Source organism: Krasilnikovia sp. MM14-A1004 (assembly GCF_047159485.1).
In the GTDB taxonomy this organism is placed as follows: domain Bacteria; phylum Actinomycetota; class Actinomycetes; order Mycobacteriales; family Micromonosporaceae; genus Actinoplanes.
The window spans coordinates 1,511,836-1,525,590 of record NZ_AP038773.1 but is presented as its reverse complement, the minus strand read 5'-3'; the positions used below and the strand labels follow the sequence as shown (position 1 = coordinate 1,525,590).

Here is a 13,755-nt window from a genome sequence, read left to right as displayed (position 1 = left end):
GTGACCCGCCCGCCCCGGTGGCGACGTCTGCCGCTCCGGGTACGCCTCGTCGCCGGTTTCGCCACCGCCATGCTGATCGTGCTCACCGCCGCCGGTGCCTTCGTCTATCTGCGCGTGCGTTACGCCCTCGACCTGCGCCTCAACGAGGACCTCACCGCCCAGGCGGGCCAGCTGGCCACCTCCGTCGCGCACGGCGGACCGCCGACCGTCACCCCCGGCACCGCCTACCAACTCGTCGACACCACCAACCACGTCGTCGCGGCCAGCTCCGGACTGACCGGCTCCTCGCTGCTGAGCACCGGCCAGGCCGCCGCGGCACGGGCTCATCCGCTGCGCGCCGACCGCGGACCGTTGTTCCCGATCCGCGCCAACACGCTGCGCCTGTACGCCGTCCCCCTGCATACCACCGGCCCGGCGGTCGTCGGCGTCGTCGCCGTACGCCGCGACCAACGCGACGAGGCCCTCCGCGAACTCATCGGCCAACTGGCCCTCGCGAACCTCGCCGCGCTCGCCGTCGCCTCGCTGGTCGGCTACCGGCTCACTCGGGCGGCGCTCGCCCCGGTCGAGCGGTACCGCACCGAGGCCGCCCGCATCGCCGGTGGCGCGACGGGACTGCGGCTGGCCGTACCCGAACGCACAGACGACGAGATCACCCGCCTCGGGCAGACGCTCAATCAGATGCTGGCCGCCCTCGAATCGGCCCTGGACCGCGAACGTCGGCTCGTCCATGACGCCAGCCATGAACTTCGTACCCCGCTCACGCTCATCCACACCGAGATCGAACTCGCGCTGCGCCGGCCCCGCAGTACCGCCGAACTCGAACAGACCCTGCGCAACGTCGCCGCCGACGCCGATCGTCTGCGCGCCCTCGCGGACACCCTGCTGACCGTCGGCGTGCAGCCGCCGCCCGCGCCGGGCGAGAGCGCCGACCTGGCCGCGCTGACCGACGAGGTCGCCGCCCGATACCCGGACACCCGCACCGAGCACCACGAACCGGCCGTGGCGCCCGGCGACGGCGACCGGCTCCGACAGGTCCTGACCAACCTGCTCGACAACGCCACCCGCCACGGGCAACCACCGGTCACCGTCACCACCGGCCGGGCCGGCACCGCCGTCTACCTGCGCGTGCACGACCGTGGGCCGGGCATCGACCCCGGCTTCCTCGACCAGGCCACCGCCCGTTTCACCCGCGCCGACACCGCCCGCACGACGCCGGGCACCGGCCTCGGCCTCGCCGTCGTCGACGCCATCGTCGCCGCCCACCGCGGCCAGCTCCGGCTCTGCAGCAACGGCATCCACCGCCGGGCGGACAACGGTACGGGTTTCCCGGTCGCCTGCGAGCACCCCGCTAACGGCACCACCATCAGCGTTCTGCTACCCGCCGAACCACCGCCGACCGAGCCGGGCACCACCAACCACGGCTCAGCCGCGGGCGGCCTCGGTGAGGGCGCGGCCGGGGCGCCGCCGGGCGACGGCCGTGGCGATGACGCGGAGACCGCTGCGGATCGCGCCCGCCAAAGCCCACAGCATCGGCACGACTGAGATCGCGAGGGCGGCGAGCCCCTGCCACGCGGCGAGCGTGGTGAGGCCGTCCGCCCGGATCGGCGCCACGCACAGCTCGATCAGGTGCGGCAGGCTCGGCAGCACGAACCACACCAGGTAGCCCAGGGCCACCGCGATGCCTGGCACGTACAGCCACAGGTAGCGGCGCGCCCACCGGATCTCGCCGGGGTCGGCGTCGGCGAGCTGCCGGGCGTCGGCCGCGGTGGTGCGGCGCAGGTAGCGGCGCAACAGCGCACCCTTGGTGGCCCACAGCGTCTTCGCGCCTGTCGCGTTCACCGACAGGGCGTACACATCCGTACGCATGAACACCATGATCTGCGCGATGAGCGCGGTGAACTGCAGCAGCACGAGCGCCCGCAGCAGCCGTACGGTGACCGGCCCGAGCTGATCCGCAAGCGTGGCCTGCAGCAGTAGCGCGATCGTCATGATGACGGCGTCCCACACCATTCCGGCCGCCAGCGGGCCGTAGCGGGCGCGCCGGGGCAGGCTCCACAGCCGGGTGAGGTCGGCCTGGAAGGTGAGGAAGTACAGCCGCCGGCTGACGGACAGTTTGCTGCGCAACCCGTACGCGGCGGCGGCCAGCACGTGCGCACCCTCGTGCGCGGCCACGGCGGCCATGCCGAGCAGGCTCACCGCGAGAATGTTGAGCAGCTGGGTGTGGAACGGGAATCCGTCGCGATAGGACGGTCGCAGCTCCGGCATCGCGATCAGCAGCACCGGCCCCGCGAGGGCGAGCACGGCGTACCCGATCCAGGCGGCCCGGCCGAACAGCAGGCCGCCGATCCGCCGCGCCACCGGCCCCGCGAGCTGGTCGGTCCGCTCCTCGGCGAACAGCCCTTCCTCCGCGAGAACGCCGAGGAAGTCGGCGACGTCGACCGGTTCGCCCGCGAGTTCGGCGGCGCGGCGCTCGCAGTCGGCCATGTCCGCGCCCTGCTGCAACCACCGGATGATCTCCGCGCCCAGCTCGGGCACCTCGACGTACTCGGCGGTGTGCGGGCTGCCCACGACGAAGCCGTCGCCGTCGGCGACCAGGGTGAGCGTCGCGATCTGCGCGGGGGTGGGCAGCGGCGCCGCCGCAGGCGCCTCGGTGGCGTCGACGGTCATCGGGCCCCCTCCGCGCCGGTGCACAGTGGGCAGCGCGGATTGCGGGCCCACTCGGCGCGGGTCGTGCGCATCCCGTCGGCGAGTTCGACGGTGTGGTAGACGGCGGCGGCGACCGGCGGATCGGTACGGGTCAGATAGCGCCCGGCCTCCAGCGTGACGTAACCCGCCAGGAGTTGCGCGATCGGCCCGGTGGCCCGGTTGACCCGCCCGGCGGGCAGTACCACGGACCGGTCGAGCAGTTCGGGCATGTCTCCGCTCTCGTCCTCGCGGTCGAGGTCCAGGCACAGCCGGCAGGCGCTGACTCCGGGCTCGACGGACCAGTAGAACATCGTCGAGTACTGCAGTCCCGCCGCGATGTACGGCACTCCCAGCGCGAAGCACGCCTCGTTGACGATCAGGTGCACGTCGTTCGGGGAGTCGATGGCGCAGATGACCAGCGACGCACCGGCGCCGAGGCGGCGCAGGTCGGCCGCGTCGGTGATGCGTTCGTCGATCGCCTCGACGGCGGTGGTGCCCGGAGAGTAGCGGCCGACCCAGTCGCGGGCGGCCTCCACTTTGCTGCGCCCGACGTCGTCGCGCCCGTACGCGAATTGCCGGGCCAGGTTCTTCTCCTCGACGACGTCGAAGTCGACCAGGCGGACCCGGCCGACACCGAGGCCGACCAGGGCCTGCAGGACGCCGCTGCCCATGCCGCCCGCGCCGAGCAGCAGCACGTCGGCGGCGGCCATGTCGCGGTGGTAGTCGACGGCGCTGCGGTCGAGGCCGGCGAACAGGTCGTAGAAGCGCAGGTTGCTCTCGTGGCGGCGGCGGGTGGCCTCATCGAGTCCGGCGTCGGCGTCGGCCCGCAGCAGCACGCCGACCTCGTCGAGGGCTTCGACGGCGCCGGCCATCTCCGCCTCGGTGACCTCGAAACCGTGGCCGCGCATGGCCCCGGGCAGTTCGGCGACGGTGTGCTCGCCGCGGGACAGCACCTGCAGCAGCGCGGTGACGCTGCCGTCGGCGTCGTCGAGGTAGGTCGCCTCCAGCGCACGCCCTACGAGGATCACCTCGGAGGGCCGCCGCACGACCGAGATGGGCTTGAGTCGGGGCCGGACCGGCATTGCCATTCTCCTGTTCGCCAACGGGCTGGACGGGGCATGAAGGGGCCGGCCCGGCGATTGCCGGGCCGGCCAAAAACTTCAACGCTTACGCGGCACCCTGCGGCGGGTCCGGGTCCAGGTGCGGACGGGTGGCCTCGATGCGCTCAACCTTCTTGACCTTGATCTTCACGCGATTCCCCTCGTGTTTTCCGGATCCGGCGGGCGGTGTGCCCGACCGACACATCGAAGGTATGCGGGTGGCGACGGCGTCTCATTCGCCGATGCGACACAAACCAGTCAGGGATTGGACAAGACGGATGTATCTGATCTACGTCTTATACCCGTTTCGTGGTTGTCGTCACCTTGGCCGGGTCGTCCGTACCATTTTCACGGGCGACTCTTAGCCAATGCTTAGCCGGCCGGGGGCGGAGGTCCGCAGCGTCCCGGCGATGCTGGTAGCGGGGACATCGGAGGGGTGATGCGGATCCTTGTCGTGGACGACGACGCGGCCGTACGGGACTCGCTGGCCCGTACGCTGCGGTTCGAGGGGTACGAGATCGACACCGCCACCGACGGCCGGGAGGCGCTCGACGCCGTCGGCGCCCGCGAGCCCGACGCCATGATCCTCGACGTCAGCATGCCGAACCTCGACGGCCTCCAGGCCTGCCGCCAGCTGCGCGCCTCGGGGATGCTGCTGCCGGTCCTCATGCTCACCGCCCGCGACAGCGTCGGCGACCGGGTCGCCGGGCTCGACGCGGGCGCGGACGACTACCTCGTCAAACCGTTCGCCCTGCAGGAGCTGCTGGCGCGGCTGCGGGCGCTGCTGCGCCGTTCGCTGCTGGTCGCGCCCACCGGGCCGGAACCGGAGCCCGAATCCGCCCCCGACGGCTGGCTGACCTTCGCCGACCTGCGGCTGAACCCGCAGACCCGGGAGGTGTCGCGGGGCGCGCGCCCGCTGCGGCTGACCCGCACCGAGTTCGCGATCCTGGAGGTGTTCCTGCGCCACCCGCGCCAGGTGCTGACCCGCACCGTGCTGTTCGAGCACGTGTGGGGCTACGACTTCGGCGAGGCTTCCAACAGCATCCACGTCTACCTCGGCTACCTGCGCCGCAAGCTGGAGGCGGGCGGCGAGGCCCGGCTGCTGCACACCGTACGCGGGGTGGGGTTCGTGCTGCGCGAGGAGCCGCTGTGATCCCGTGGCGGCGCCCGCTCGCCCCGCTCGACGCGTGGTGGCGGCGGCGCACCCTGCACGCCCGGCTGTCGCTGCTGGTCACCGGCGCGGTCGCGGTCGCCGTCCTGACGCTCGCGGGGCTGGCCTGGACGGCGGTCACCGAGATCCAGCAGAACCGGCTGCGGGCCGACCTGAGCGCCGACGCGCAGGCCATCGCCGTCCGCCCGGACCAGTGGCGCACCGGCCCCCGCCCGCCCGGCCCGCCCCGAGCGCCGGGCCCGGGCCAGGACGCGGAGCGGCATCGCGTACGGGAGCTGGGCCCGCGCTGGCAGATCCTCGATCCGGACGCCGCGGTGATCGGCTCGACCGGCCCGCTGCCGGTGACCTCCGGGGCCCGGTGGGTCGCCGGGGGCGGGCGGCGGGCGGTGCAGGAGCGGGTGACCGTCGGGGACGAGACGTACATGATGCTGACCGTGCCCGCCGCCGGCGGTGGCGCGGTCCAGGTAGCGGTCGATCAGGGCCCGGAGGAGCGCACCCGGACCGTCTTCGGGCTGCTGCTGGCGGCCGGTTGCGTCGCCGTCATCGCCGGTGCGGCCGCGCTGGGCCGCTCCGTCGCGCGGGCCGGGCTGCTCCCTGTGCAGCGCCTCACCGACGCCGTCGAGGGCGTCGCGGTCTCCATGGACCTGAGCAGACCCATCGAGGTCAGCGGCGTCGACGAGATCGCCCGCCTCGGCCGTTCGGTCAACACCATGCTGGCCGCGATCGACACCTCGCGGCGCGCGCAGCGCACGCTGGTCGAGGACGCGGGCCATGAGTTGCGTACGCCGCTGACCAGCATCCGCACCAACATCGAGTTGCTCCTGGCGGTCGAACGCCAGCCGGACCTCGCGCACCGCCTGCCGCCCGAGGAACGCGCCAAGCTGCTGTCCGACCTCGACGCCCAGGTCCAGGAACTGGCGACCCTCACCACGGAACTGGTCGAGCTGTCGCGGGAGGAGACCACCCGCGAGGACGCCGAGGCGGTCGAGCTGGCCGACGTGGTCGGCGCCGCGATCGGCCGGGTCCGCACCCGCGCGCCCGGCCTCACCTTCACCACCGACCTCGCCGCGGTCACCGTGCACGGCCGGGCCGGGCAGCTCGAACGCATGGTGCTCAACGTGCTGGACAACGCCGCGAAATGGAGCCCGCCGGGCGCCACGGTGCACACCGAGCTGCGTACCGACGGCCCGGACTGGTGCCGGGTCACCGTGACGGACGGCGGGCCCGGCATCGACGAGGCCGACCGGCCGCACGTCTTCGACCGCTTCTACCGGGCACCGGCCGCCCGGGCCATGCCCGGTTCCGGGCTGGGACTGGCGATCGTCGCCCAGACCGCCGACCAGCACGGCGGCACGGTCACCACGGCGGATCACGAGCCGCACGGCACCGTCGTCACGATCCGGCTGCCCCTCACGGCGCCGTGAGGTAGCGATTCGTTTACCTCGTTGGCACCCGCGGCCCGTAGGCGGGGATCGATACTCCAGGGGTGATACGCGAGAACTTCCGGGAGTATCTGGATCAGCTGCTGCGCGACGGCTTCAGCGTGCGGCACGACGAGCACCTCTCCGACCCGGACCTGATCGACCCGGGCGGCAACCCGGTGGAGACCTGGCGCGAGGACTATCCGTACGACGAGCGGCTCGACCGCGACGTCTACGAGGAGCAGAAGTACCAGCTGCAGATCGAGCTGCTGAAGTTCCAGTACTGGGCACAGGACACCGCCACCAAGCACGTCATCCTGTTCGAGGGCCGCGACGCCGCCGGCAAAGGGGGCACCATCAAGCGGTTCATGGAACACCTCAACCCGCGCGCCGCCCGCGTCGTCGCGCTGACCAAGCCCACCGAGACCGAACTGGGCCAGTGGTACTTCCAGCGCTACGTCACCCAGCTGCCGACCGCCGGGGAGATCGTGCTGTTCGACCGGTCCTGGTACAACCGCGCCGGTGTCGAGCGGGTGATGGGCTTCTGCTCCGACCGCGACTACGAGGTCTTTCTGCGGCAGACGCCGCCGTTCGAGGCGATGCTGGTGGAGAGCGGCTTCTCGCTGACCAAGCTGTGGTTCTCTGTCACCTGGTCCGAACAGCGCACCCGGTTCGCGATCCGGCAGATCGACCCGGTGCGCCGGTGGAAGCTCTCGCCCATGGACATCGAGTCCCTGGACCGCTGGGAGGACTACACCACCGCGAAGGAGGCGATGATCGAGAACACGGACATCGACCTAGCCCGGTGGACGTCGATCAAGAGCAACGACAAGAAACGCGCCCGGATCAACGCGATGCGGTTCTTCCTGGATCAATTCGAGTACGAGGGGAAGAACCCGGCCGTGGTCTACCCGGCCGATCCCCTGATCGTGCAGCGGGGCCGCGACTCGATCAAAGACTGACCGCGCCTCATCCTTTTATGGAGTTCTTAGTGATCGCCCCTCGTCGTCCTTATCCGGCGCGCGCAGGATTGACCATCACCGCCCCTGCGCGCCAGGACCGGCGGCACCGCAGGCGAGCGACCAGGAGGCATCATGAGCGACGAGACGACACCGGCAGGCGCGGCGCCCCCGCCACCGGAGCCCGAGCCGGCCGCGACTACGGCCGCCCAGAGCGCGCCGTTCCCCCCGGAGGCCCCGCCCGCCCCGCCCGGGGCCGCGTCCGTCCCGCCCGGGGCCGCGTCCGCCCCGCCGTACGCCGCGGCCGCCCCGCCCTACGCCGCGCCTCCCCCGCGAGAGGGGAGCTGGCGGCGGATGCGGCGAAGCCGCGTCCCGCTGTTCGTCGCGGCCGGGGCGCTGCTGGCCGGGTGCGTGCTCGGTGCGGGGGTGACCGCGGTCGGCGCCCTGGTGGTGGGCCACCACGGCGACATGATGCACATCGAGCGGCACCACCGCTGGGACGGACCCCGGCAGGGCGGATCGGGATGGGACGGCCCGGACGGCCCGGCCCGGGGCGGACAGAACGGCCGCCAGGAGCGACCCCGCTTCGACCGGGGACCCGTGCCGAACGCGCCGGGCGAGCCGGGTGTACCGGGCGGCCCGGGGGCATCGGCCGTGCCGGGGGCACCCGGGCCCGGCGCCCCGTCGGCGGCCCCGGCCCCGTCCGCCACCTCCTGAAGGGCGCCATTCAGCCGCTCCACCGATGCACGCCTCACCGGCGTCCGCGCGGGCGGCGCTGCCGGCGCTCAAAGTGGCGGCCGGCGAGCGCCCCGGGGCCGCACTAACCGGCGTCCGGCGCGGGTTGGGGGGCGGGCCGTTTGTTACGGCGGTGCGGCGGCCGACCGTGTCCGGTCGAGGACCGTCGTGGCGCAGTCGCGCACCTCGGGATCGGGATCGGTCCCGGCGGCCCGGGCGGCGGTGTCGGCGATCCGGGAGAGCAGTGGGTGGTGGCGCTGGTCAGCGACCACGAGTGCCTCCCACACCGTCCGGCGCACGCGCGGGTCGGGGTCGTCGCACAGCAGCACGAGGCCGGGTAGCGCGAGCCGGATGTCGGCGCCCTGCCCGGCCCGCTCCCTGGTGAAACCGGCCGCCAACCGCCGGACCTCCGGATCCGGGTCGGCGAAGGAAACGGTCACGGCGGGCTGGGCGGCGCGTACGTCGACCATGTCCCGGGCGAGTCCGCGAAGCAGATCCAGGACCCGGCACCGGTCCGCCGCGGCAGCCGTGCTCCACAGTGGAGCGGACACCGCCCGGATCCGCTGGTCGGTCGCCGCGGTCCTGCCGCGGCGCAACTGCGGCGCCAGTTCGTCGACGGGCGGCAGTGCGGGCACCGGCGGCGCCGGTTCGCCGGGGAACGGCAGCGCGTGGGCGGCACCGCCCGGTTCGGGGTGGGTGTCATCGCCCGCAGGCCCGCTGGCGGTGAGGAACGCCGCGGCTTCCGGGCCGTCCCGCCCCACGGCCCACCGGCGGACCGCGGCCACCGGCACCCCGCCCGCGGCGGCGTCTGCCAGCGCACCCAGCGGCAGTTTCGGCCACACCGGCCAGTCACCGCAGAGCATCGCCCCGGCGATCAGCGGCACCGCCGCCGCGACCGGGTCACCGGCACGCAACGCCGCGCCGAGGCCGGTCAGCGCCTGCGGGCGGCGCTCGTCGACCAGCATGTCGAGCACCAGGCCCAGCCCGCGCCGGGTGCGGATCCGCAGGTGCGGCGCGAGCAGCTGGTACGTGTCGGCGTCCGGGAAGCACCACGCCGGGTCGAGCCCGGCGTTCACGACGGCATCGACCATGGGCGGCACCGCCGACGCGCCGTGGTCGACGAGCTTCAGCGCGGCGAACGCCGCGGTCAGCAGCGGCTCCGCTCCGGTGGCGAGGACCGGCGCCAGCGGGCCGGCGTCGCCGACGCTGTGACAGGCCACGCCCAGCCCGCGGGCGGCCGCGTCGCGGACCGGCTTGCGGCGGGACTGTAGTCCGGTCGCGAGCGTGTCGAGGGCCGCGGCCCGGCTGCCCGGGTGCGTCGCGGCGAAGCCGAGCGCCCGGCCGGTCAGCCAGGTCACGGTGGCCTTCGGCCACCACGTCCGCACCACGGCGTGCTGGGGTGCCGTGCGCCGCTCGTCGGCCAGGGCGGTGCAGAGCGCGGGCACGGCCTTCGACAGGTCGGCGCCGGCCTCGCCGCAGCGCGCCAGCACGGCCACGGCGATGGACCGTACGTCGAGGTCGTCGTCGGCCGCGAACCCGGCGACCGCGTCGGCGGTCGGCTGCGGATCACGTCCCGTCGCCACCGTCGACGGTGGAGTCAGCCATGCGAGGGCGAGCCGCCACAGCGTGCCGAAGGCGGCGCGACGCTGCTCGGCGTCGGGCAGCCCCGTCAGGCCCGTGCGCAGCCGCCCCGGGTCGTCGTGCAACCACGCCAGGTAGAACTCGGGCGCGTCGGTCAGTAGGTCGACGTGCGACAGGTCGCCCGCCTCAGCGGCGGCTTGGACGACGGGCTCGCGCAGGTCCGGGTCGGCGTCGGCGAACGCGGCCTGCACGGCGCGCGCCGCCTCCGGCGCGGTCCGGACGAGGGCCGCCATCCGAGCCCTGGTCGCTTTGCGGGCGTCGGCCGCGACGCCTGCGTTCGGGTGGAGGCACAGCGCCCGCAGGGTCCGGGCCATCGGCTCCGGTTCGGTCTCGACCAGGCGCAGCGCGTCCCGCAATGCCTCCTGCGCGACGGCGGCCTTCGCCGAACCGGCGTTGACCTGCACCGTTGCCACGTTCGTCATGCGCGCGACCGTAGCAGTCGGGGGCGGACCGGCGGGCCGCTCGGCGTTCCGGGCCCGGGCGAAACAGCCACACCGGCATGGATCACCACCGCAGATCGAATCCAGACGAACCAGGCTGCCGCGCGGCAACCACCCTTCCGGAGATGGACGTCGTTACTTGTCGAATTCGCCGCCCCTTGACACCCTCCACGAACGAGCGCCACTCGATCGCCGTGAAGAACAGGACCGGCCCGCCCGGACGTCGATCAAGCGGAGGGGGGCCTGAGCCGTACGAGATCGAGGACCTCGTGGCGGAGCCGGCCGAAGGCGGGCTGCTCCTTGGTGGTGGTCTGCGACCGCGGCAGCGGGAGTTCCACGTCGATCACGCGGAGCACGGTGGCCGGCGCGGACGACAGCACGACGATCCGATCGGAGAGGTACACCGCCTCGTCGATGTCGTGGGTGACCAGCATGATCGTCACGCCGTACTCGTCGCGCAGCGGGCGGATCAGATCCTCCAGATCCATCCGGGTCTGCGCGTCGACGCTCGCGAACGGCTCATCCATGAGCAGCAGCTTCGGCTGGTAGGCGAGGGCACGGGCGATCGCCACCCGCTGCTGCATGCCGCCGGAGAGCTGGCGCGGACGCTTGCGGGAGACGCCCGCGAGGCCGACCGCGGCCAGTGCCTCCGACCCGGCCGAACGCGCGTCGGCACGGGATCTGCCCTTGGCGCGCAGCGGCAGCGTGACGTTGCCGAGCGCGGTGAGCCAGGGCAGCAGCGAACGGCTGTAGTCCTGGAAGACCACGGCGACGTCCGCCGGTGGACCCGCCACCGGCTCGCCGTCGATGATCACCGTGCCGGAGGTGGCCTCCAGCAGCCCGGCGGCGACCCGCAGCACGGTGGTCTTCCCGGCCCCCGACGGGCCGACGATCGACACCACCTCGCCGGTACGCACGTCGAAGGCGACCCCGTCGACGGCCAGGTGGTCGCCGTACCTCATGACGAGACCCTCGACCTGGACGAGCGTGTCGCTCATGATCCGTCCTCGGCGCCGGTGGCGAGGATGCCCCAGCGGCCGAGGGTGGCACGCTCGGCCACCGCGAAGGCGGCGTTGAGGAGGTAGCCGAGCAGCGCGAGCAGCACCATGCCGGCCCACATCCGGGCGTACTGGAACTCCTGCTGCGCCAGGATCGTCACGGCACCGATGCCGTGCGGCGCGCCGACCATCTCGCTGACCACCATGACCAGCACGGCGACCGAGAGTGCCGTGCGCGCGGCCGACACGATCTGCGGCGCGGCCGCCGGCAGCAGCAGCAGGAAGAGCCGCCGGACCGGACCGATCCGGTAGGAGCGCCCGATGTCGATCACGGTCGCGTCGACCGACCGCAGGCCCGCCGCGGTGTTCACCAGGACGAGGAAGAACGCGCTCCACGCGATCACGCCGACCTGCATGGTCGAGCCGATACCGAACGCCACGATGAAGATCGGCAGCAGCGCCACCGCCGGCAGCGTGAGAGGGAAGTTGACCAGCGGCCCGAGCAGGCCCCGGAGCACCGGCACCCGGCCCAGCAGCACGCCCCCGGCGATGCCCCCGATCACGCCCAGGAGATAGCCGCGGAACAGGTTCCACAGGCTGGGCAGCACGTGTTCCGAGAAGCCCGGACCGATCCATGTCGCCCGGAACTCGGCGCCGATCGCGCCGAGGGTCGGGAAGTACGGGTTCTGCGCCCGCCCGGCCCAGAGCTGGTACGCGACGAGCAGGCCGACCGGGAGGATCAACTCCCACAGCACGCCCCTGAGGCGATTCATCGGCCCGCCACCACCAGACGGTGCAGGGCGCCGAAGGTCACCGCGACGAACAGACCGAACACGCCCGCGGCGAGGGTCAGCGCGTACACCCGTGGGAGGTCGTCGCCGCTGGACGCGACCACCAGCAGCTGGCCCAGGCCGGGCGCGCCGCCGATCAGTTCGGTGGCCAGCGCGATGGCGAACGCGGTGGCCGCGGCGATCTGGAGTGCGATCACCACCATCGGCAACGCGGCCGGCAGCCGGACGAAGACGATCCGCCGCCACCAGTCGAGCCGGTAACTGCGGGCGGTGTCCAGGACGACGGTGTCGACATTGCGTACGCCGTAGCTGGTCTGGATCAGCAACGGCCAGATCACCCCCTGCGCGATCAGGAAGACCTTGAACCCGATGCCGCCGGAGAGGATCAGCAGCGCGAGCGGGAGGACCACGACCGGCGGGATCGGGCGCAGCGCCTCCACCGGGACCCGGATGAACCGCCAGGCCCTGTCGCTCGCCCCGATCGCGAGCCCGACGGGGATCGCGATCGCGGCGCTGACCAGCAGACCCAGCGCCCAGGAGCGCACGGTGTCGCCGGTCGCGGTCCAGAACACCGCGCTGCCGAGCAGACCGCCGAACGCGGTGAGCGTACTGCTCAGCGTCGGCACGTCGGTCGTGGCGACGAGCCCGGAGCGGGTGGTCACCTCCCAGAGTCCGGCCGCCCCGGCGAGACCCACGGCCGGCAGGACCATGGGGCGCAACATCAGGCGCCCACGAATGCGGCCAGGTCGATGTCGTTCTTCAGCCAGCCGAACTGCTTCATCAGCGCGACCAGCGGCGCGATCTGGGCGGGGGTGACGTCGCTGCGGTAGGTGATGTCCGGCATGGCGGCGGCTTCCTCGGCGTTGAGGCCGGCGAGCGGCGCGCCGGCCGCCTTGACCTCGGCCTGGTGGCTGTTCGCGTACGCGATCGCCTCCCTGATCGCCGTCTGGAACCTCTCCACCGCGATCTTCCGGTCGCCGCTCAGGCCCTTCTTCCCGAAGACCAGGACGGACGGCGTGCCCGGCGGCAGCACGTCGGCCACCGTGTCACCCAGATCCGCCAGCTCCGAGAACTGCTTGCGTGCCTTCGATTGGTACGGCTCCACGGTGAGGCCCGCGTCCACCTGCTTCGCCGCGACCGCCTTGGCGATCTGACCGAGCGGCAGCGCCTGGAACTCGATCGTGTCGGGGTCCCCGCCGGCCCTGGCCACGGCCGCCAGGGTGGTCAGGGTCAGTGCGGAGCGCTGGGCATTGGTGGCGACCTTCTTGCCGGCCAGGCCGGCGAACGAGGTGATGGCGGAGTCCCTGCGCACGAGGAGACCACTGTTGGTGCCCCTCGCACCCGACAGCGCGAGGTTCGACACCACCCTCAGGCCGGCGTTGCCGGCCGCGACGGCGAGCAGCACCGGCGCGTACGCGGTCCAGCCGACGTCGTACTGGCCGGCCACCACACCGGTGACCACGTTCGGGCCGCTGTCCACGTTGGTGATCTCGACCCGCACGCCCTGCTCGTTGAAGAAGCCCCGGGCCTCGCCCAGCTTGATCACGCCGTACTGGATGGTGGGCACCGCGCCGATCCGGACGGTGAGGGGCGCGCCGGACGCCGACGTGTCCGCCTCACCGCCCGTGCTGCAGGCCGTCGTGACGAGCAGCGTGACGATCGCGGCCAGGGCAAGAGGGATCCCTTTTGGCCTCATATCGCTGCCTTCCTGGGCGTTTTTTGCAAAAACGACATCAACGTCTGATCTACGCATAAGGTTTCTAGCTGGGGATCCCTCGATCGTGTCACGCCCCAGCGCTGCGCGAGTTCGTATC

Annotated in this window: 12 protein-coding genes; 5 read left to right on the top strand and 7 right to left on the bottom strand. The window is 72.8% G+C overall.

Annotation, left to right across the window (positions count from 1 at the left end; translation table 11 throughout):
* Window positions 1-1,542 (top strand): ATP-binding protein, encoded by a 1,542-nt coding sequence (locus tag ACMCNN_RS07075; RefSeq protein ID WP_412745362.1) that lies wholly within the window; start codon window positions 1-3, stop codon window positions 1,540-1,542.
* Here ACMCNN_RS07075 and ACMCNN_RS07070 read toward each other — a convergent pair.
* The gene (locus ACMCNN_RS07070) at window positions 1,423-2,667 is read right to left on the bottom strand and encodes a hypothetical protein (protein ID WP_412745361.1); all 1,245 of its coding nucleotides are present in this window, start codon (window positions 2,665-2,667) and stop codon (window positions 1,423-1,425) included. The genes ACMCNN_RS07075 and ACMCNN_RS07070 overlap by 120 nt on opposite strands.
* On the bottom strand, window positions 2,664-3,767 hold the full coding sequence (locus ACMCNN_RS07065; RefSeq protein ID WP_412745360.1) for a HesA/MoeB/ThiF family protein: 1,104 nt from the start codon (window positions 3,765-3,767) through the stop codon (window positions 2,664-2,666). Before ACMCNN_RS07065 ends, ACMCNN_RS07070 begins: the two co-directional genes overlap by 4 nt.
* A gap of 457 nt (window positions 3,768-4,224) precedes the next feature.
* Here ACMCNN_RS07065 and ACMCNN_RS07060 point away from each other — a divergent pair, with 457 nt between their 5' ends.
* From ACMCNN_RS07060 to ACMCNN_RS07045, 4 genes are all read left to right on the top strand, one after another.
* A complete protein-coding gene (locus tag ACMCNN_RS07060; RefSeq protein WP_412745359.1) occupies window positions 4,225-4,938 on the top strand; it encodes a response regulator transcription factor in 714 nt (237 codons plus the stop codon).
* A complete protein-coding gene (locus ACMCNN_RS07055; protein WP_412745358.1) occupies window positions 4,935-6,380 on the top strand; it encodes an ATP-binding protein in 1,446 nt (481 codons plus the stop codon). The genes ACMCNN_RS07060 and ACMCNN_RS07055 overlap by 4 nt, the downstream gene beginning before the upstream one ends.
* A gap of 62 nt (window positions 6,381-6,442) precedes the next feature.
* Window positions 6,443-7,339: a polyphosphate kinase 2 gene (gene ppk2 / locus ACMCNN_RS07050; RefSeq protein WP_412745357.1), complete on the top strand. Its 897-nt coding sequence runs from the start codon at window positions 6,443-6,445 to the stop codon at window positions 7,337-7,339.
* Between the two features lie 132 nt (window positions 7,340-7,471).
* On the top strand, window positions 7,472-8,053 hold the full coding sequence (locus ACMCNN_RS07045; RefSeq protein WP_412745356.1) for a hypothetical protein: 582 nt from the start codon (window positions 7,472-7,474) through the stop codon (window positions 8,051-8,053).
* Window positions 8,054-8,196: 143 nt separating this feature from the next.
* On the opposite strand, the gene ACMCNN_RS07040 is transcribed toward ACMCNN_RS07045, so the two are convergent.
* From ACMCNN_RS07040 to ACMCNN_RS07020, 5 genes are all read right to left on the bottom strand, one after another.
* Window positions 8,197-10,134: a hypothetical protein gene (locus ACMCNN_RS07040; protein WP_412745355.1), complete on the bottom strand. Its 1,938-nt coding sequence runs from the start codon at window positions 10,132-10,134 to the stop codon at window positions 8,197-8,199.
* 245 nt (window positions 10,135-10,379) lie between these two features.
* Entirely contained in the window at window positions 10,380-11,150 is a 771-nt protein-coding gene (locus ACMCNN_RS07035; protein ID WP_412745354.1) for an ABC transporter ATP-binding protein, read from the bottom strand.
* Window positions 11,147-11,923, bottom strand: coding sequence for an ABC transporter permease (locus ACMCNN_RS07030; protein ID WP_412745353.1), 777 nt, complete (start codon window positions 11,921-11,923; stop codon window positions 11,147-11,149). The genes ACMCNN_RS07035 and ACMCNN_RS07030 overlap by 4 nt, the downstream gene beginning before the upstream one ends.
* Window positions 11,920-12,651, bottom strand: coding sequence for an ABC transporter permease (locus ACMCNN_RS07025; protein ID WP_412745352.1), 732 nt, complete (start codon window positions 12,649-12,651; stop codon window positions 11,920-11,922). Before ACMCNN_RS07025 ends, ACMCNN_RS07030 begins: the two co-directional genes overlap by 4 nt.
* Window positions 12,652-12,662: 11 nt before the next feature.
* Window positions 12,663-13,637, bottom strand: coding sequence for an ABC transporter substrate-binding protein (locus ACMCNN_RS07020; RefSeq protein WP_412745351.1), 975 nt, complete (start codon window positions 13,635-13,637; stop codon window positions 12,663-12,665).
* Window positions 13,638-13,755 lie beyond the last annotated feature (118 nt).